We start from the raw sequence: 17925 nt of genomic DNA on the forward strand, positions 1-17925 counted from the left end.
CAGGGTCCCCTCTCAGGCCGCCACGATCCGGTTGCGCCGGCGTCTTGCAGTCACTTGCACGGCGGAGATGCCGGTGCCGACGATGATGAGCACGCCCAGCGCGACGCGCTGCCAGTAGGTGGGCACCCCGATCAGGATCATCGAGTTCTGCACCATCACGATCAGCAGGGTGCCGAGCATGACGCCGGTCAGCGAGCCGGTGCCGCCGGTGATGGCGGTGCCGCCCAGCACGACGGCGGCGATCACCATGATCTCCATGCCCAGCAGGTTGGTGGGGTGCATCTGGCCCATCATCGAAGTGCGCACCAGGCCTGCGATCGCGGCGATCACGCCCGCCATCACGTAGAGCCAGAACTTGATGCGCCGCACCTTGAACCCGGCACGCACGGCCGAGGCCTCGTCGCCGCCGATGGCGTAGACGCCGCGGCCGAACATCGTGAACCGCATGATGAAGAACGCGATGGCCACCACCACGACCAGCAGCAGGAAGGACACCGGCATGCTGGAGGTCAGCCCCGAGGTGGGGTTGGTGGCCACGAACAGGTTGGCGCGCCCGAACTCCGCCATCGACGGCGGCAGCGTCGGGATCTGCACGCTGCCGAGCGCACCCTGCATGATGCCCTTGAACACGTTGGCCGTGCCCAGGGTGATGATCAGCGTCGGCACAGCCAGCCGTGCGGCGAAGACCCCGTTGAACGCACCCAGCAGTGCACCGAGGGCGATCGCGAGCAGGAACGGCAGCCAGAGCCCGCCCGTCCAGGAGTTGTCGACGAGTCCGCTGGTCAACGCGTAGACCGCGAGCGAGGCGAGGGCCGGGAACGAGACGTCGATGCCGCCGGAGACCAGCACCATGTAGGTGCCGACGGCGAACAGGCCGGGCACCACCATCGCGTTGGCGAGGTTGACGAGGTTGGTGATGCTGAAGAACTGGCCGCTGCGCACCTCGATGATGGCCGCCACCACGAGGATGACCAGCAGCAGGTAGAACTCGTTGGAGCGGACCAGTTTGCCGAGAGTTGGCTTCATCAGTTGGTCCCCACTTCCAGCGGGCCGCCGGTGATCATGTCGGACAGTTCCTCCTCGGTCTTCGTGCGCGGGTCCACCTCGCCGTCGATGCGGCCCTCCCGCAGCAGCAGCACGCGGCCGCACGTCTGTTTCAGCTCGCCGATGTCGTCGGAGATCACGATGATGCCCATGCCGGCGGCCGCCAGGTCTGACAGGATCCGGTGGATCTCGGCCTTGGAGCCGATGTCGACGCCGACGGTGGGGCCGTTCAGGATCAGCACGTCCGGCTCGGTGGCCAACCACTTCGCGAGCACGACGCGCTGCTGGTTGCCGCCCGAGAGCGTGTTGACCGGGTTGCCCGGGTTGCGGGTGGCGATCTGGAGTTCGGAGACCCAGCGCTGCACGGCGTCGCGCTGCTTGCGCTTGTCGGCGAGGTTGAGGGGGCCGGAGAGGCGGTCGATCTCGGAGATGATGATGTTGTCCGCGATGGAGCGCTCGAGGGCGAGGCCCTCGGTGAGCCGGTCCTCCGGCACGTAGGCGATGCCGTGGCCGATGGCGTCGGCGATGCTGTTGATCCGCGCCGGCTCACCGCCGATGCTGATGGAGCCGGAATCGGCAGGGAACACCCCGAACAGGGAGAGCGCCAACTCCGTGCGGCCCGAGCCGAGCAGGCCCGTGATGCCCAGGATCTCGCCCTTGTGGAGGGTGAAGGACACGTCGGAGAACGCGTTGCCGAGCGTCAGCCCGGAGGCCTCGAGCACGGGCTCGCCTATGGAGTCGTCGCCGGTGAATGCGGTCTCCTCGAAGTCGCGCCCGGTCATGTACTCCGCGAACTTCTGCTGGTTGAGCTCTTCGGGGACCGTGGTGATGACCTGCTTGCCGTTGCGCAGGATGGTGAAGCGCTCGCTGATCTCGAACACCTCGCCCAGCTTGTGGCTGACGAACATGATGGCGATCCCGCGGGACTGCAGGTCCAGGATCACCCGGAACAGCGCCTCGACCTCCTTGTTGGTGAGCGCGGTGGTGGGCTCGTCCATGATGATCAGCCTGGTGTCGCTCATCAGCGCCCGGGAGATGGCCACGAGCTGCTTGTCCGCGACGGAGAGGTCCCCGACCACGGCGTCGAGGTCCACCTTGAAGTCGATCTTGGCGACGGCCTCCTCGGCGATCCTGCGGAACCGGCGCCAGTTCACGAACCGGCGCTTGTCGGCGAGTTCGGTGGTGAGGGCGAGGTTCTCCATCACGGTGAGGTTCGGGAACACCGAGAAGTCCTGGTAGATCACCTGGACGCCGTTCTCGATGGCCTCGATGGGCGTCAGTCGGCTGTACTCGCGGCCGCCCATCTCGATGGTGCCGCCGTCGGGCTGGTAGACGCCCGAGATGATCTTGATCAGCGTCGACTTGCCGGAGCCGTTCTCCCCGGCCAGGCAGTGGATCTCGCCCGCGCGGATCTCCAGGTCGATGCCGTCGAGCGCCTTTACCCCGGCGAACGACTTGCTGAGGCCGCGCACGGCGATGACGTTCTCTTCTGCCATCTGCAGTCCTAAGGGTTTGGAAGGGAAATGGGCGGTGGGCGGCTTCGCCCCACGCCCGCTGGGAAGCCGAACGGGCCGGCCGGGCCGCTGGGGCCCGGCCGGCCGTCCGGATCAGAAGCCGAAGTCGTCGACGTTGTCGGCCGTGATGACGATCCAGCCGGCACCCTCGAGGACCTTGTCGCTGCCCTCCGCGAACTGCATGTCCTCGTAGCCGGGGACACCCAGGTCAACCCCGTTGGCGATCTCCTCGCCATCGAGGATCAGGCGGGCCAGCTCGGCCATGGCGTAGCCGGCGTCGGCCGGGTCCCACAGGGTCAGGGCGTGCACGAGGCCCTTCTCCAGGATCTCCTTGTTGTCGGCCGGCATGCCGGTGCCGGAGGTGAAGACCTCGCCCTGCAGGCCGAGTTCCTCGATGGCACGTGCGACGCCGGGGGCGTCGAACGACGAGGTGCCCATGATGCCCTTGAGGTCCGGGTAGGCGGTCAGCAGCTCCTTGGCGCGCTGGTAGGCGGTCTCACCGTCGTCCTGCGACTCCACCCGAGGGTTCTCCTCGAGCAGGGTCATGTTCGGGTAGGCCTCCTGTGCACGGGCGACGCCGCCGTCGGCCCACTCGTTGTGGGAGGCGTTGGTGACGTGGCCCACCATCGTGGTGTAGGTGCCCTCCTCGCCCATCGCCTCGGCGAGGTTGTCCATGATGAACGCGCCGTACTGGGTGTTGTTGAACGCCTCGATGTCATACATCGTGTTCTCCTGGCTGGCGCCCTCGTGGGTCACGACGACGATGCCGGCGTCCATGGCCTCCTTCAGCACCGGCTCCAGTGCGCCGGGATCCACTGGCACGACACCGATGGCGTCCACCTGCTGCGCGATCAGGTCACGGATGACCTGGGCCTGCTGGGTGGCGTCGGTCTCGGCGGGACCGCGCTGGAAGACCTCCAGGTCCGAGTGCTCGTCGGCGTACTTCTGGACGCCCACCTCCATGCGCACGAACCACGGGTTGGTCGAGTCCTTGGGGACGATGGCGATCGTGTAGCCGCCGCCACCGCCGTCCGCGGGGGCTCCGGTGTCCGCGCCGTCGCCCGGCTCCGCCGTCTCCCCGCTGCATGCCGTGAGTGCGAGGCTGACCGCGGCCACCGCACCGATGATCTTGCCGAACAAGCGCCCTTGCTTCATCCTGACTTTCCTTTCGCTGTTGGCTCACCCTGCAACCCCGCAGCGGTGGCACCGCCCCAAACTGTCCGGAGGGGAACCCCTGTGATCGCCCTGCGAACCGGACATTTGAAGCGCTTCAAACTGTAGCCCGACCGTATCCGGCCGCAGACACCGGGGGAAGGGTTGCGGGTGGATTGATACCGGACCGTGACATTGGCGGTGGGCCGGCGGACCCAAGCGGGTTGGCTGACCCGATAAGGTGCATAACGGGGCGTTCGCGCCGCCGACCCTTGCCTTGCCCGAACCGACGATGGGATTCCGCCGGTGCTCTTGCTGATCGCTGTCCATGCGGCCCTCAGCATGCTCACGCCCGCTCTCACCCGATTCCTGAAGGCACGCACCTTCTACGCGCTCGCCCTCGCGCCCCTGGCCGCAGGGATCTGGCTGCTCACCGTCGCCCCCACCGTCCTGAGTGGGGGAGTGGTGGTGGAGACCGTCGAGTGGATCCCATTCCTGGACGTGAACATCACGCACAGACTGGGCCTGCTGCAGTGGATGCTGGCCATGATCGTGTCCTGGGTGGGCGCACTGGTGCTGGTCTACTGCCGGTTCTACTTCTCCGCCAAGATCCCCGCCCGGAGCGCCGCGCTGCTGCTGGCCTTCGCCGGTGCGATGCTCGGCCTGGTGACCGCCGACGACCTCGTGGTCCTCTACGTCTACTGGGAACTCACGACGGTCCTGTCCTACCTGCTGATCGGCCACGACCCAACCCGCCGCGCCAACCGCGGCGCCGCGCACACCGCCCTGATCGTCACCACCTTCGGCGGCCTCATCATGCTGCTCGGCATGATCGGGCTCGGGTACCGCGCAGGCACCTTCTCCATCGCGGAGATCCTCGCGGACCCGCCGACGGGGACCCTGGTCACCGCCAGCCTGCTCGCGATGCTGGTGGGCGCCATCAGCAAGTCCGCCATGGTGCCGTTCCACTTCTGGCTGCCCGGCGCGATGGCCGCCCCGACGCCGATCTCTGCCTACCTGCACGCCGCCGCCATGGTGAAGGCCGGCGTCTACCTGATCGCCCTGCTCGCACCCGTGTTCGCGTCGGTCCCGGGGTGGAGACCCGTGATCATGCTGCTGGGCTCGGTGACCATGATCCTGGGTGGACTGCGCGCCCTGCGGCAGAAGGACCTCAAACTCCTCCTGGCCTACGGCACGGTCAGCCAACTCGGCTTCATGATCCTGCTGGTGGGGCTCGGCACCCAGACCGCCGCCCTGGCCGGCATGGGCGTGGTCATCAGCCACGCGCTGTTCAAGTCTTCCCTGTTCCTGTTCGTCGGCATCATCGACCAGTCCGCCGGCACCCGCGACATCGACGAGCTCAACGGCGTCTTCTACCGCTCACCGGTGCTCGCCGTCGCCGCCGCGCTTTCGGCCATGTCCATGGCGGGCCTGCCGCCCACCATCGGCTTCATCTCCAAGGAGGCGGCCTTCGAGTCGCTGGCCTACCTGGTGCTCGGCGACGCCGGGGTGGTGACCCCGCTGGCCGGCATGGCCTTCGCGGCCGCCGTCGTGTTCGGCTCGGTAATCACCGTCGCGTACACGCTGCGCTGGTGGTGGGGCGCGTTCGCGTCCAAGCAGGGCGGCGCGGAGCTGAAGTGGAAGTCGCCGGCGCTGCTCAAGCTGGGCATCCCCGTCGCCCTCGCGCTCCTCGGCCTGGCGGCCGGGTTCCTCGGGGGCCCGCTGACCGAGGTGCTGCGCCCGTACGCGGCCAGCCACAGCACCGGCGTTCCCGGACACGGCCTCGCACTGTGGCACGGCTTCTCCACCCCGCTGGTGATGACCATCATCGCCGTCGTCCTCGGCGTCGTGTTCTTCGTGTTCCGGGAGCAGATCTCGGCGGTGCAGGCGACGTTCCCGAAGCTGCGGACCGCCGAGGAGACCTACCACAAGAGCCTGCGCGGCCTGGACCGGATAGCGGTGGAGGTCACCGCCCGCTCCCAGAGCGGCTCCCTGTCGGTCTACCTCGGGGCCATCCTGGTCACGCTCGTGACGCTGGCCTTCTACGCCATGCTGCGGATCCGGGTGTGGCCCGTGTACCGCATCTTCGACAACTGGTCCCAGCTGGTGGTGGCGGCCCTCATGGTGGCCGCCGGCATCCTCGCCGCGTGGTCGCGCGGCCGTATCCGGGCGGTGCTGCTGGTCGGCGTGACCGGCTACGGCGTCGCCCTCATGTTCGCCATGCACGGTGCCCCGGACCTGGCCCTCACGCAGGTACTGGTGGAGACCGTCACGCTCGTGGTGTTCATCCTCGTGCTGCGCAAGATGCCGCGCTACTTCACGAACCGGCCGCTCACCTCGACGCGCTGGTGGCGCGTGGTGGTGGCCATCTTCGCCGGCCTCACCGTGACGCTGACGGCCCTCGTCGGCATCGGCGCCCGCGTCTCGGAGCCCATCTCGGACCTCTGGCCCGAGGCCGCCTACGACTACGGCTACGGCAAGAACATCGTCAACGTCGCGCTCGTCGACATCCGCGCCTGGGACACCCTCGGCGAGATCTCCGTGCTGGTGATCGCCGCCATCGGCGTCGCCTCCCTGATCTTCCTCCGCTCCCGCGTCGGCACCGTCACCAGCACCGCCGACGCCCTCAAGGCGCGGGACCAGGAACTGCAGGCCGACTCCTCGCCCGGCGTGTGGCTGCGCGCCGGCCAGACGCTGAACCCGGCTGTGCGCTCGCTGGTGTTCGAGGTGATCGTCCGGATCCTGTTCGGCGTGGTCATCGTCGTGTCCGTCTACCTGCTGTTCGCCGGTCACAACCGGCCCGGTGGCGGCTTCGCGGGCGGCCTCGTCGCGGGCATGGCGCTGGTGCTGCGCTACCTCGCCGCCGGCAGGCACGAACTCGACGAGGCGGTCCCGTTCGACGCCGGCCGCCTGCTGGGTGCCGGTCTGCTGTTCGCGCTGTTCGCCGCCGTCACGCCCCTGTTCCTCGGCGGTGTGATCCTGCAGAGCTACGAGGTCACGTTCAACCTCCCCGGCCCCGACTACTGGCTGGCCCCCTGGGGCGCCGAGGTGCCGCTGTTCGGTGAACTGCACCTGGTCAGCTCCACCATCTTCGACATCGGCGTCTACCTCGTCGTCGTGGGCGTCATGCTGGACCTCGTGCGCAGCCTCGGCTCCGGCATCGACATCCAGCAGGAGACCGACGACACCCCGACGCCGCTGCCGCTGTCCGCCGAGGCCATCCCCGCCCGCGGAAGGAGCAAGGCATGAGCGCCAACCTCACCCTCGCCATCCTGGCCGGCATGCTCGTGGCCTGCGGCGTCTACCTGCTCCTGGAGCGTTCCCTCACCCGCATCCTGCTGGGCGTGATGCTGGCCAGCAACGGCGTCAACCTGCTCTTCCTCGTCGCCTCGGGCGGCTCCGGCGGGCCGCCGATCATCGGTGACACCCCCGAGGAGCAGATGGCTGACGCGCTCCCGGAGGCGATGGTGCTCACCGCCATCGTCATCACCCTGGCGACGGCGGCGTTCGTGTTGACCATGGCCTACCGGAGCTTCCAGCTCCATGGCAACGACGAGGTGGCCGATGACCTCGAGGACGCCCGCATCCGTGAGCTGGCTGCTTCAGACGAGGCCTCCGAGTCCTACGAGGAGACCGTCTTCTCCGACTCCGGCGAGGATGCGGTGGTGAGCGAATGATCAACCTGTTGACCCTGCCCGTGCTGCTGCCGATCTTCGGTGCGGCCATGGCCCTCGCGCTCCCCAAGAAGCCCCGCCTGCAACGATCCGTGTCGATCCTGAGCCTGACCGGTGTCGTCGTCGTCGCGGCCATCCTCATCCACCTCACCGACACCCGCGGCACGATCGCGTTCTGGCTGGGTGGCTGGAACCCGCTGGGCATCACGCTCGTGGCCGACCGGTTGTCGTCACTGATGCTCCTGGTGGCCGCCGTCGTGGCCCTCTCGGTGCTCCTGTTCGCACAGGGCCAGGACGAGGACGAGGTCCGCCGTGAGACCCCGGTTTCCATCTTCCACCCCACGTTCCTGCTCCTGATCGCCGGCGTGTCCAACGCGTTCCTCGCCGGCGACCTGTTCAACCTGTTCGTCGGGTTCGAGATCCTGCTGTTCGCCTCCTACGTGCTGCTCACGCTGGGCGGCACCGCGGACCGGATCCGCGCGGGCACCACCTACATCGTGGTCAGCCTGCTGAGCTCGGCGCTGTTCCTCACCGCCGTCGCCTCCATCTACGGCGCCACCGGAACCGTCAACCTTGCGATGCTCTCGGTGCGCCTGGAGGACCTCACCGCGCCCGTGCAGTTGCTGCTGCAACTGATGCTGCTGGTGGTCTTCGGCATCAAGGCGGCCGTGTTCCCGATGTCGGCCTGGCTGCCCGACTCCTACCCGACGGCGCCCGCCCCGGTCACCGCCGTGTTCGCCGGGTTGCTCACCAAGGTGGGCGTCTACGCCATCATCCGCACCCAGACCCTGCTGTTCCCTGACAGCGACCTGTCCTCCCTGCTGCTGGTGGCGTCGCTGCTGACCATGCTGATCGGCATCCTGGGTGCCGTCGCGCAGGTGGAGATCAAGCGAATGCTGTCCTTCACCCTGGTCTCGCACCTCGGGTACATGGTGATGGGAATCGCGCTGGCCAACCACGCCGGCATGGCCGCCACCATCTACTACACCGCCCACCACATCACCATCCAGGCAGTGCTGTTCCTCGTCGCCGGACTGATCGAGCGCCATGGCGGCACGACCCACCTCGACGGGCTCGGCGGCCTGATGAAGACCGCCCCCTTCCTCGCGGTGCTGTTCATCGTGCCCGCGCTGAACCTGGGCGGCATCCCACCCATGAGCGGCTTCGTCGGCAAGCTCGGCCTGCTGGTGGCCGGAGCGCAGGTGGGCACCCCGCTGGCCTGGACCGTCATGATCGGCGGCGTGGCCACGAGCCTGCTCACGCTGATGGCCATGGTCAAGGTGTGGAACCGCGCCTTCTGGGGTGTCTCCCCGCAGGAGCGGGCCGACGCCGAGGGCGGGCCGGGAGCGCGTCCCGGCAGCGTTCCCGCGGCCGGTGCTCCCGCCGAGGGGGCCGACGCCCGCCGCGCCGCCGCCGTCGCCGCACCCGCCAGCATGGGGGTCGTGGTGGAGGACGAGGAGGACCTCGCCGCGGAGATCGAGCGTCGCAAGAACCCGATGCCGCCCCTGATGGCCGCGGCCACCACCGGACTGATCCTGTTCAGCCTCGCGCTCACCGTCGTCGCCGGCCCGCTCATGGACTACGCGGACCGCGCCGCCACCAGCCTCAGCGACGACTCCTACGTCTCCGCCGTGCTGCCGGAGGGCGACCGATGATCCAGAGGCCCGAGGACGTGAAGACCGCGAAGAAGAGCGACTGGCGCTCCGGCCCCAGGCTGGTGCCGATGTCGGTGCTCGTGATGGCCGGCGTGTGGGTGTTCCTGTGGGGGGACTTCGCGCCCTTCGGCATCGTGTCCGGCATCGTGCTCGCCTGGCTGATCAAGGCCCAGTTCCCGCTGCCGCCGGTCTACTGGCCCGGGCGGCTGCGCATCTTCGGGTCCATCCGGCTCGTCTACGGGCTGCTGCGTGACCTGGTGTTGTCCTCCTGGCGCCTGGTGATGCTGACCATCAACCCGCGGGTGAAGCTGCGTCCGGGAATCGTGAAGGTGGAGCAGTTCACCGACGTGGATCTCTACCAGGTGCAGATCGCGGAGATGATCTCTTTGGTGCCGGGCACGGTGGTGGTGGAGCTAGTGTCGTCGCCGCGTCGCCTCTACCTGCACGTGATCGACATGGATGAGGAGCACGACGCCGAATCCATCCGCGAGCTGGCCACCGAGATCGAGCACCGCGTCCTGCGGGCGTTCGGCAGCCGCGAGGAGATGGAGCGCTTCGACAAGCAGCACAACCGTCCCAGCCGTCGCCGCAGGCCAAGCTTCTTCGACCGATGGGAGACGGAGCAGTGATCGAACTCCTCACGGACATCATCCTCGTCCTGGCCGCGCTGATGATCGGCGCCGCAGGCTTCATCGGAATCGGCCGGATCGTGGCCGGCCCGTCGGCGCTGGACCGGATCATCGCCTCGGACCTGATGGTGGCCATCGCCATCGGCGGTGTGGCCCTCTGGATCGTCAACTCCGAGCAGCACGGCCTGTTGATCATCCTGCTCCTGCTCAGCATCCTCGGCTTCACCGGCGCCGCCTCCATGGCCCGCCTGATGGGAGACAGGGTGATGCTGGCCCGCCGCTACGAGGACGAGCAGGCCCGCCGGCGGGAGGAGGAAGAAGATGAGTGAGTGGCTCGACCTCCTCGGCGCCCTGGCGCTGCTGCTGGGATCGTTCCTGTGCCTGGTGACCGCCATCGCGCTGGTGCGCTTCCCGGACGTGCTGACCAAGATGCACTCCATCACCAAGCCGCAGGTGCTGGGCATCCTGCTGGTGGCCGCCGGCACCACGCTCACGCTGCGTACCTGGTGGGTGTTCGCGGTGTGCACCATCATGGTGGCGATGCAGCTGCTGACCTCGCCCGTGTCCGCGACGATGCTGTCCCGCTCCGCCTACCGCTCCGGCCTCGTCGACCGCGACGGCCTGGTCATGGACGAACTGTCCGACGACCTCGCCCGCGCCGGTTACAAGCAGACCGAGCGCAAGGAGCACGTCCCACCCGGCCCCGAGATGGACTTCAGCCTCGACGACTTCACCCCCAAGGGGGAGTTGCCCGACGAGGGCGACGAGTCCGACGAGTCCAACCCGCACGAGGAGACGCCGCCCGATGACCTGGGCGCGCACGAGGACACCGACGCCGAAAAGGTGGAAGAGGTGGAGGACGCCGTCGCCGCCGAGCGCGAGCACGACGAGGGCCACCCCGTCGACGTCACCCTCGACGACGAGGAAGGGCCCCCGCACGACGTCACCGCCGAGGACGAGGGCGACGTCGGACGCACCGGCGACGAGCCGGAGTCCGACGAGGACGACTCCGACGACGACTCAGACGACGAGGATGACACCGACGACGAGCTCGAGGACATCATCGCCAGCGACTCCGAGGACATGCTCGACACCTCTGACGACCCCGCCGACGACGGGCGCTGACCACCGGCTCCGAGCAGCGTCGGCCAGTTTCCACGATCACCCCTTGAAGCGCTTCAAACGGCACTAGTCTTGTCGCGTCCCGGTCCGCAGCCGGGGAACCGGGGACGAGGGAAGGGGAGGCAGTGACGCGATCCGAGCCCGCCGGCGGTGCGGGGCCGGGCGGCGAGGCCCCCACCGTCCGCCTCAGCGACGTCGCAGCCAGGGCCGGGGTCTCCCTCGGGACCGTCTCCAACGTCCTCAACCACCCGGAGCGGGTGGCCGCCCCGACGCGGGAACTGGTGCTCGGCGCCATCGGGGAGCTCGGGTTCGTACCCAACCAGTCCGCCCGCGTCCTGACCGGCGCCACCAGCAACGTCATCGCCCTCGTGGTGCTGGACGTGATGAGCCCGTTCTTCATGGAGGCCGCCCATGCCGTCGAGCGCCTCGCGCGCGAGACCGGGCACGTGGTGATGCTGTGCAACTCCCAGAACGACCGCGACAAGGAAGCCGAACTCCTCAGCATCCTGGGCGGGCAGCGGGTCCGGGGCGTGGTGCTGGTCCCGGCACCGGGCGACGACGACGTGGCCGAGCGCATCCGCGGGCGGCTGCCGGTGGTGCTGATGGACCACGAGGGCGTCGAGGACTGTTGCTCGGTGGCGGTCGACGACGTCGCGGGCGCCGGCCTCGCCGTCGACCACCTGCTCCGCCTCGGGCACCGTCGGCTCGGCTTCGTCGGGGGGCCGCGGCGCCTGCGCCAGATGTCCCAGCGCGCACTCGGGATGCGCACCGCCCTGGCGGCGGCCGGGCTGGACCCGGAGACGTCGCTGCAGGAGACCTACATCGAGTCCGGCATGGGGATACAGGCCGGCATGGCCGCGGCCGAGGTGCTGCTGCTCGAGGGCCTGCCCACCGGGATCATGTGCGGCAACGACATGCTGGCCTTCGGCGTCTACCGCACCCTGTCCCGGGCCGGGGTCAAGATCCCGGACGACGTGGCCCTGATCGGCTACGACGACATCGACGTCGCCGCCGACTGGATCGTGCCGCTGACCTCGGTGCGCCAACCCACCCAGGAGATGGGCTACCGCGCCGCGCAACTTCTGCTGGAGGACACCAGCGACCCGAACCACGTCCACCAGCACGTCCGGCTGCAGCCTGAACTGGTGGTGCGCAGCTCCTGCGGCGCCCACGCAGCCGGTGGCTGAGCCGGGCCGCCGAGCGCGGTGACCCCCGGACGCGTCATCATGACAGGCATTGCCTAGTCGTGGGGAGGCCGTCGTGCTGCACCTTTGGAGGAAATGGATCGCCTACCTGATCTGGTGGGGCGTGCTCATGGGTGGGTTCGCCATCCTGCTCCACTACACTGCGCAGGGCGGCGAGACCTACGCCGACATGGAGAAGTTCCATGCGCAGTACCACGCCTCCCGCACCGCGGACCAGGTTCAGCTGGAGGTCACCGAGACCATCGCAGTCGAGCTGTACAACGAGCGCGGCATCAGCCGGAACCTGATCACGGTCTACGGCGACGAGGAGATCGAGTACTCCGACATCGACGTCACGGACCAGCGCGGGGACCCCGTCGAGTTCCAGCAGTCCACCAACTACCGCAACGAAGACATCGAGCTGGCCATCGGCGGCAACGTGCGCCGCAGCGGGCTGGAGACCTACGTCATCTCCTACACGATGAGCCCCGCCATGGTGGGCACCGACCGCTTCCAGGAGCTGTACTTCAACACCAACGGCACCGAGTGGGCCAACGGGTTCAAGAGCTTCCGCGCCCAACTCACCGTCGACGACGACCTCGCGCAGCACCTCACCGGCGACGAGGCCTGCTACCAGGGGCGCGCAGGCTCCACCGACCGCTGCACCCTGGTGCGGGACGGGAACTCCTGGACGGTGAGCCTGCCGGAAGGGCTCGACGCATGGGAGAACGTGACCATCGCCGTCGGGTTCGAGCCGGGCACGGTCGCCGACCCGGTGCCGCCGTTCGCGGCCCGCTCCCACGGCTGGCTGGGGATCGCGATCCTCGTGGCCATCGGGGCGGGTGCCCTCGCCTTCGCCCTGCTGCTGCGCAGGATGGTCAGCCGCACGCGCACCGGCACGCACGGCGTCGTCACGCAGTTCTCGCCACCCAAGGACCTCTACCCCGTCAACGCGGCCGACTTCCTCGGCCACGCCGAACGGGGCGCCCCGGCGCACCTGACCTGGCTGGTGACCGAGGGCTACGGCCGCCTCGTCGACTCCGAGGCCGACACCGACGGCCTCGTGGTGGGTGGCGTCACGCTGCACGCGCGTGACCGCCGTCGGCTCGGCAAGGAGCTGGGCCTGGTGTGGAACCCGAAGAACGGCCGCGCCGACGAGAAGCACGGCATGCCCCACCGGCTGCGCCGCATCACACAGCTGCTGTTCGGCGAGGAGGGCAAGCTGATCGCGCTCGGCAGCCACCGCTACTTCTCGGACCTGCGCAAGGCCCAGGTGGAACGCGACACCCAGCTGGAGAACCTGGACCTGCGCCACCGGCTGGGCATCGGGCCGTGGCTGCTGGGGCTGGGCTACACCGCCATCCTCGTCTACGGCATGGTGCAGCTGTGGCTGGGCCTGGCGGGCCTCGGCTGGTGGTTCATCGGCGGCGGCGTCCTCGGCATCCTGCTCCTGCTGGTGGCCGTGCACGTGCTGCCCACCCACGCCGGCCTCACCAAGCACGGCAAGGAGACGATGGTCCACCTCGAGGGATTGGAGCGCTTCATCAAGGCCTCGGAGTCCCAGCGGATCAGCATGCTGCAGGATCCCGTCAGCGCACCGCGGGATCGGGACGGCGAGCTGCGGATCTACGAGGAGCTCCTGCCATGGGCGATCGTCTTCGGCGAGGAGAAGGCCTGGGGCCAGGTGCTCGGCGACATGTACGACAAGTTCCCCGACGTCTCCGCCCCGAAGCTGCCGGCCTTCGCCCTCGGCCGCGGGGAGACCGGCATCTTCGACGACTACAACACCCTCTACCGCGAACGCAGGCACGAACGCTCCAGCTTCTGGTCCGCGCGCCCGGACATCGGGGAGGGCGGGTTCGCCACCACCATGCGGGAACTGGGCAACGCCATCAGCGAGGCCAGTGCGGCTCGCGGGGACAGCAGCTCCAGCTCGCGCTCCAGCGGCCGGGGCTGGAGCGGCGGCGGTTCCAGCAGCTCCGGCGGCAGCAGGGGCGGCGGCTCGTCGGGTGGCGGCACCGGGGGCGGTGGCGGCGGCCGGAGGTGAGTGCGGCCTGGCCCCCGACTGTTACCAGTGGTAATGGCTCGGGGGTGGTCCTGCTGCGCGGGCGCTGGCCCGAAACGGGCAAAAAGAGGGCTCCCGCCCGGTCGGCACGGGGGATTGCCGGGATCGGGCGGGAGCGCTTCAGTGCCACTTGCGCGGCACAGGAAAGACTAGCCAATGGGTGGGTCAAGTTGCCACTTCGGCATCAAACTTCCTCGAGAGTTTCCCCTCGGTACTCGGGCAGCAGCAGCGCCGCCGCCATCGCCATCACGAACATGGCGCCGAAGACCACGAACAGCACCGCTAGACCGCCCAGGGCCACCAGCGCCGGCACCAGGAGGGGAGCCGACATCGCCGCGACCCGCCCGAACGCCGTCGCAGCGCCCGAACCCGAGGCGCGCACCGTCGTCGGGTACACCTCCGGGGTGATCGCGTAGAGGGCGCCCCACGCACCCAGGTTGAAGAACGACAGCATGCAGCCGAACACGAGGGCGAGCGTCGCCGCGGCCCCGTCGTCGCCCGGGTAGAGGGCCGCGGAGACCTGCGGGGCGAGCCCGAACAGGGCCGCACCCAGCGCGGAACCCGCTAGGAAGGCCGCGAGGGTGGCGCGGCGGCCCCGGACCTCGACGAGCACCGCCGCGGCGAAGTAGCCGGGCAGCTGCGCCAGGGTCATCAGCAGCGTGAACTCGAAGCTCTTGACCAGCGTCATGCCGTTCTGGCTGAGCAGCGTGGGCAGCCAGATGAAGGCGCCGTAGTAGGCGAAGTTCACGCCGAACCAGGTCAGCCAGAGGGCGACGGTGGTGCGGCGGAAGCGCGCCCCGAACAGTTCCCGGTACCCGACCTTGCGAGCCGGTGCCGCATCGCCCGGCGCCTTGTGCGCCTCCGGGGTCTCGATGCCCGCGGCGGCCTCGAACTCCTGCACCGCGACCTCGGCCTCCGCATGGCGGCCGCGTGACTCCAGGAACCGCACCGACTCCGGCAGCGCGAACCGGACCACCAGCGCCCAGACGGCGGGGACCGCGCCCAGCGCCAGGGCCCAGCGCCAACCGTCGTCCACCGTCGGCACCAGAAAGTAGCCGATGCAGGCGGCCGCCAGCCACCCCACCGCCCAGAACGACTCCAGCGCGACGACGACGCGGCCCCGGATGCGTTTGGGTGCGTACTCGCTCACCAGGGTGGAGGCGATCGGGAGTTCCGCGCCCAGCCCCAGGCCGACGACGAACCGGAACACGATCAGCACCACCAGGCCGGTGGAGAACGCGGACAGGCCGGTGGCCAGCCCGTAGACGAGCATGGTCAGGGCGAACACCTGGCGACGGCCGAACCTGTCCGCCAGCAGTCCGCCGAGGCTGGCGCCGATGGCCATGCCGACGAACCCGATCGACGCCAACCAGGAGACCTGCGTGTTGCTGAGGTCCCACTGCTGCGCGAGCGCGGCCATGATGAACGAGATCAGCCCGATGTCCATCGCATCCAGGGCCCAGCCCACCCCGGAGCCCATCAGCAGCCGGTTGTGCTTGCGGGTGTAGGGGAGGCGGTCGAGCCGCTGGGTGCGCGTCATCCTTGACATGGCGGCAGAATATGGGCGCCGCGCGGGCGGTGGGAAGCAGCGGTCCCCACTTGGACGATCCGGCTTCGCGATTGCGAACTGTGCCCGGACGCCCGGGCCGGGCATGATTGGGACCATGACATCTGATGCGCCCCTGTCCGGCCTTGTGGTCTGTCTCGACGACGTCGACGTCGACGAACTCGTCGGGGCGGTCGAGGTGCTCGTCCAGGAGGGGTTCCGGAACTTCGCCCTGGCCGCGGGAAGCGAGGCGCTCGAGGAGACCATCGGCATCTTCGCCACCCGTGGCCGGTTCGGCGCGCACGGCGTCCGCACGGCCGAGCACGTGACGGGACTGGTCGCCGCCGGTGGGACGTTCGCGCTGCTCGACCTGCCCGATCCCGACGCGCTCGCCGCCGGTTCGGCCGCCGGGATCCCGGTGCACGTGCAGGCCATGACACCCACGGAGGTGCGGGCGGTGCTGGAACTCGGGGCCGACGGCGCCATGCTGTTCCCCGCCGACGTGGTGGGTCATGCGATGGCCAAGCACCTCGCGACCCTCTCGCTGGCCGAGCATGTGGTGCCGCGCGGCGGTGTGGGCGCCTTCGCGGCGGGGGAGTGGCTCAAGGCCGGTTCGCCCGCGGTGTGCGTGGACCAGACGCTGCTGGGCGACGCGCTCACCGGCGGCGACCTCGGAGCCCTCCGGGACCGCTGCGGCTCGTTCATCCAGGTCCAGATCCGCGAGGAGAAGGCCGCCAAGGCGCGAGCCGCCAAGGCCGAGCGCGCCAGGGCGCGCGCCGAACGCGAGGCCGCCCGGGCGGCCGAACGGGCCAAGCAGGAGGCGGAGAAGGACGCGGAGCGGGCCACCGGGTCCGAGCCGGTTGCTACTGGCGGGTCCGCCGCCGATGCCGAGCCGGTGGTCGAGACCGACAGCGCCGCCGTCGCCGCCCGGGACGAGTAGGGCCTACTCCTCGCCGGACCAGGAGCGCCGCGGCTTCGGCTGCTCGAGCGGCTCCTCGGTGGTGCGGTAGATCTCCGGTGCCGGCTCTGGAGGGGCCGCCGGCCGGGCCGGCGTCGGGGCGGGGATCGGCTGGGTGGTCTGGCCGGGAGACGCGTCCGGCGTGTGCGCGACGGCGTCCGTGGGCTGGCTGGCCGCGTCGTCGTCGAGGTCCAGGAAGAACTCCTCGGTGACCCAGCCGTGTTCCTCCGGTTCGTAGCCCTCGTCATCCTCGTCGCCCAGCAGGTAGAGCGGCTCGATCCCCTGGGCCCGCTCCCGCTTCTCCTCCCGCGTGGCGGCCCGCCGCATCAACAGTGCGATGGTGACCAGTGCGGCGCAGCCACCCGCCACCACGGCACCCACCCAGAACCAACTGAAGAGATTGGGCTCGGCGTTGATGTTGGCGACGGTGGCGTCGTCGGTGGCCGTGGCCTCGGGGGACGCGGCGGCCTCCGTCGTGGCCGGGGCGGCGGTGGTGTCGTCGGTGGCGGGGGTGGTCTCGGCCTGGGTCGGGTCCTCGGCGGGGGTCTCGGCGTCGCCGGTGGGCTCGGGTGCGGACTGCTGGATGGTGAGGGTGATGCTGCGTTCGCTGGGGAGCGTGTTGCGGTTGCCGGGGTGCGCCACGCGGAGGGCTGCCTCGCCGGCAGACATGTCGACGGGGACCTCGGCGTAGGTGGTGAACCGGCCGTTGTCGCCGGTGAAGGTCAGCGACTCGCCCTGCTCCTGGCCGCGGAGGAACACGTTGATCTCGCCGTTCGCGACGCCCGCCCCGGCGGCCTCGAGTGAACCGGTGATGGTGATCAGTTCGCCGGGGTAGAGGGTGTCGTCGGCCACGGACACCGAAAGGGTGGTGGCCTGGCGGGTCACCGGGGGAGTGAACTCCACCTCGGTGGTGGCGGGGTTCAGGTCCGCGGTGCCGATGAAGCTGACCTGCAGGGTGTGCGGCACCGTGGCGTCGCCCACCTCGACGGTCGCGCGGAAGGCGCCGCCGTCGTCGGTGGTGGTGGAGGTGCTGGGGGTGGAGTCGAGGGCGACGTCGATGGTGGCCTCTGCCACCGGCTCGCCGTTGCTGGTCAGGGTGCCGGTGACCGCGATGCCGACGCCGTCGGGCTCGGCCGTCGCAGTCAGGGAAGTCGGCTCCGCTGCTTGGGCGACGTGGAGGGAGTTGACCAGGAGTGCGGCGGCGGCCACGCAGAGCAGCAGGAGTCGTCGCGCCATCGCGTCTTTCAATTCTGCGCCCCCATCGTTGGATTCCTGAGAACCTTAACGCAGGCGAGCGCGCCGTGCGGGGCGTTGACTTGCCCAGCGAGCATCGGACGAGTAACCTGAGAATTCCTAAGGTATTTTCTCAGGAAGGATCCGAT

Annotated in this window: 14 protein-coding genes; 9 read left to right on the forward strand and 5 right to left on the reverse strand. The window is 69.4% G+C overall.

Annotated elements, in window-relative coordinates; genetic code table 11:
• Positions 1-12 precede the first annotated feature (12 nt).
• From ACYU7G_RS06360 to ACYU7G_RS06370, 3 genes are all read right to left on the reverse strand, one after another.
• Positions 13-1026, reverse strand: a complete 1014-nt coding sequence (locus ACYU7G_RS06360) for an ABC transporter permease (protein ID WP_461105940.1) — start codon at positions 1024-1026, stop codon at positions 13-15.
• The gene (locus tag ACYU7G_RS06365; protein ID WP_461105942.1) at positions 1026-2540 is read right to left on the reverse strand and encodes a sugar ABC transporter ATP-binding protein; all 1515 of its coding nucleotides are present in this window, start codon (positions 2538-2540) and stop codon (positions 1026-1028) included. The genes ACYU7G_RS06360 and ACYU7G_RS06365 overlap by 1 nt, the downstream gene beginning before the upstream one ends.
• 111 nt (positions 2541-2651) lie before the next feature.
• Complete coding sequence (locus tag ACYU7G_RS06370; protein WP_461105944.1) at positions 2652-3713, reverse strand: substrate-binding domain-containing protein; 1062 nt, start codon at positions 3711-3713, stop codon at positions 2652-2654.
• Positions 3714-4016: 303 nt separating this feature from the next.
• On the opposite strand from ACYU7G_RS06370, the gene ACYU7G_RS06375 reads away from it, so the two are divergent.
• From ACYU7G_RS06375 to ACYU7G_RS06410, 8 genes are all read left to right on the forward strand, one after another.
• The gene (locus tag ACYU7G_RS06375) at positions 4017-6959 is read left to right on the forward strand and encodes a Na+/H+ antiporter subunit A (protein WP_461105946.1); all 2943 of its coding nucleotides are present in this window, start codon (positions 4017-4019) and stop codon (positions 6957-6959) included.
• Positions 6956-7387, forward strand: a complete 432-nt coding sequence (locus ACYU7G_RS06380) for a Na(+)/H(+) antiporter subunit C (RefSeq protein WP_461105948.1) — start codon at positions 6956-6958, stop codon at positions 7385-7387. Before ACYU7G_RS06375 ends, ACYU7G_RS06380 begins: the two co-directional genes overlap by 4 nt.
• A complete protein-coding gene (locus ACYU7G_RS06385) occupies positions 7384-9039 on the forward strand; it encodes a Na+/H+ antiporter subunit D (RefSeq protein WP_461105950.1) in 1656 nt (551 codons plus the stop codon). The genes ACYU7G_RS06380 and ACYU7G_RS06385 overlap by 4 nt, the downstream gene beginning before the upstream one ends.
• A complete protein-coding gene (locus ACYU7G_RS06390) occupies positions 9036-9668 on the forward strand; it encodes a Na+/H+ antiporter subunit E (RefSeq protein WP_461105952.1) in 633 nt (210 codons plus the stop codon). Before ACYU7G_RS06385 ends, ACYU7G_RS06390 begins: the two co-directional genes overlap by 4 nt.
• Positions 9650-9997: a monovalent cation/H+ antiporter complex subunit F gene (locus ACYU7G_RS06395; protein ID WP_461105954.1), complete on the forward strand. Its 348-nt coding sequence runs from the start codon at positions 9650-9652 to the stop codon at positions 9995-9997. The genes ACYU7G_RS06390 and ACYU7G_RS06395 overlap by 19 nt, the downstream gene beginning before the upstream one ends.
• On the forward strand, positions 9990-10793 hold the full coding sequence (gene mnhG, locus ACYU7G_RS06400; protein ID WP_461105956.1) for a monovalent cation/H(+) antiporter subunit G: 804 nt from the start codon (positions 9990-9992) through the stop codon (positions 10791-10793). The genes ACYU7G_RS06395 and mnhG overlap by 8 nt, the downstream gene beginning before the upstream one ends.
• A 122-nt stretch (positions 10794-10915) precedes the next feature.
• Entirely contained in the window at positions 10916-11977 is a 1062-nt protein-coding gene (locus ACYU7G_RS06405; RefSeq protein WP_461105958.1) for a LacI family DNA-binding transcriptional regulator, read from the forward strand.
• A 73-nt stretch (positions 11978-12050) separates the two neighbouring features.
• Positions 12051-14021, forward strand: a complete 1971-nt coding sequence (locus ACYU7G_RS06410; RefSeq protein ID WP_461105960.1) for a DUF2207 family protein — start codon at positions 12051-12053, stop codon at positions 14019-14021.
• Positions 14022-14223: 202 nt separating this feature from the next.
• Here the strand turns inward: ACYU7G_RS06410 and ACYU7G_RS06415 are convergent, their stop codons facing one another.
• Entirely contained in the window at positions 14224-15588 is a 1365-nt protein-coding gene (locus tag ACYU7G_RS06415; RefSeq protein WP_461105962.1) for an MFS transporter, read from the reverse strand.
• A 115-nt stretch (positions 15589-15703) separates the two neighbouring features.
• Here ACYU7G_RS06415 and ACYU7G_RS06420 point away from each other — a divergent pair, with 115 nt between their 5' ends.
• Complete coding sequence (locus tag ACYU7G_RS06420; RefSeq protein ID WP_461105964.1) at positions 15704-16525, forward strand: bifunctional 4-hydroxy-2-oxoglutarate aldolase/2-dehydro-3-deoxy-phosphogluconate aldolase; 822 nt, start codon at positions 15704-15706, stop codon at positions 16523-16525.
• A gap of 3 nt (positions 16526-16528) precedes the next feature.
• On the opposite strand, the gene ACYU7G_RS06425 is transcribed toward ACYU7G_RS06420, so the two are convergent.
• A complete protein-coding gene (locus ACYU7G_RS06425) occupies positions 16529-17779 on the reverse strand; it encodes a hypothetical protein (RefSeq protein WP_461105966.1) in 1251 nt (416 codons plus the stop codon).
• Positions 17780-17925: the final 146 nt, after the last annotated feature.

The organism is Tessaracoccus terricola, assembly GCF_054776555.1.

Excerpts from the sequence above, each read along its gene's own strand:
- ACYU7G_RS06380 (WP_461105948.1), top strand. The coding sequence starts at position 6,956 with ATGAGCGCCAACCTCACCCTCGCCATCCTGGCCGGCATGCTCGTGGCC.
- ACYU7G_RS06360 (WP_461105940.1), bottom strand. The coding sequence starts at position 1,026 with ATGAAGCCAACTCTCGGCAAACTGGTCCGCTCCAACGAGTTCTACCTG.
- ACYU7G_RS06385 (WP_461105950.1), top strand. The coding sequence starts at position 7,384 with ATGATCAACCTGTTGACCCTGCCCGTGCTGCTGCCGATCTTCGGTGCG.
- ACYU7G_RS06415 (WP_461105962.1), bottom strand. The coding sequence starts at position 15,588 with ATGTCAAGGATGACGCGCACCCAGCGGCTCGACCGCCTCCCCTACACC.
- ACYU7G_RS06425 (WP_461105966.1), bottom strand. The coding sequence starts at position 17,779 with ATGGCGCGACGACTCCTGCTGCTCTGCGTGGCCGCCGCCGCACTCCTG.
- ACYU7G_RS06370 (WP_461105944.1), bottom strand. The coding sequence starts at position 3,713 with ATGAAGCAAGGGCGCTTGTTCGGCAAGATCATCGGTGCGGTGGCCGCG.
- ACYU7G_RS06395 (WP_461105954.1), top strand. The coding sequence starts at position 9,650 with ATGGGAGACGGAGCAGTGATCGAACTCCTCACGGACATCATCCTCGTC.
- ACYU7G_RS06365 (WP_461105942.1), bottom strand. The coding sequence starts at position 2,540 with ATGGCAGAAGAGAACGTCATCGCCGTGCGCGGCCTCAGCAAGTCGTTC.
- mnhG (WP_461105956.1), top strand. The coding sequence starts at position 9,990 with ATGAGTGAGTGGCTCGACCTCCTCGGCGCCCTGGCGCTGCTGCTGGGA.
- ACYU7G_RS06420 (WP_461105964.1), top strand. The coding sequence starts at position 15,704 with ATGACATCTGATGCGCCCCTGTCCGGCCTTGTGGTCTGTCTCGACGAC.
- ACYU7G_RS06390 (WP_461105952.1), top strand. The coding sequence starts at position 9,036 with ATGATCCAGAGGCCCGAGGACGTGAAGACCGCGAAGAAGAGCGACTGG.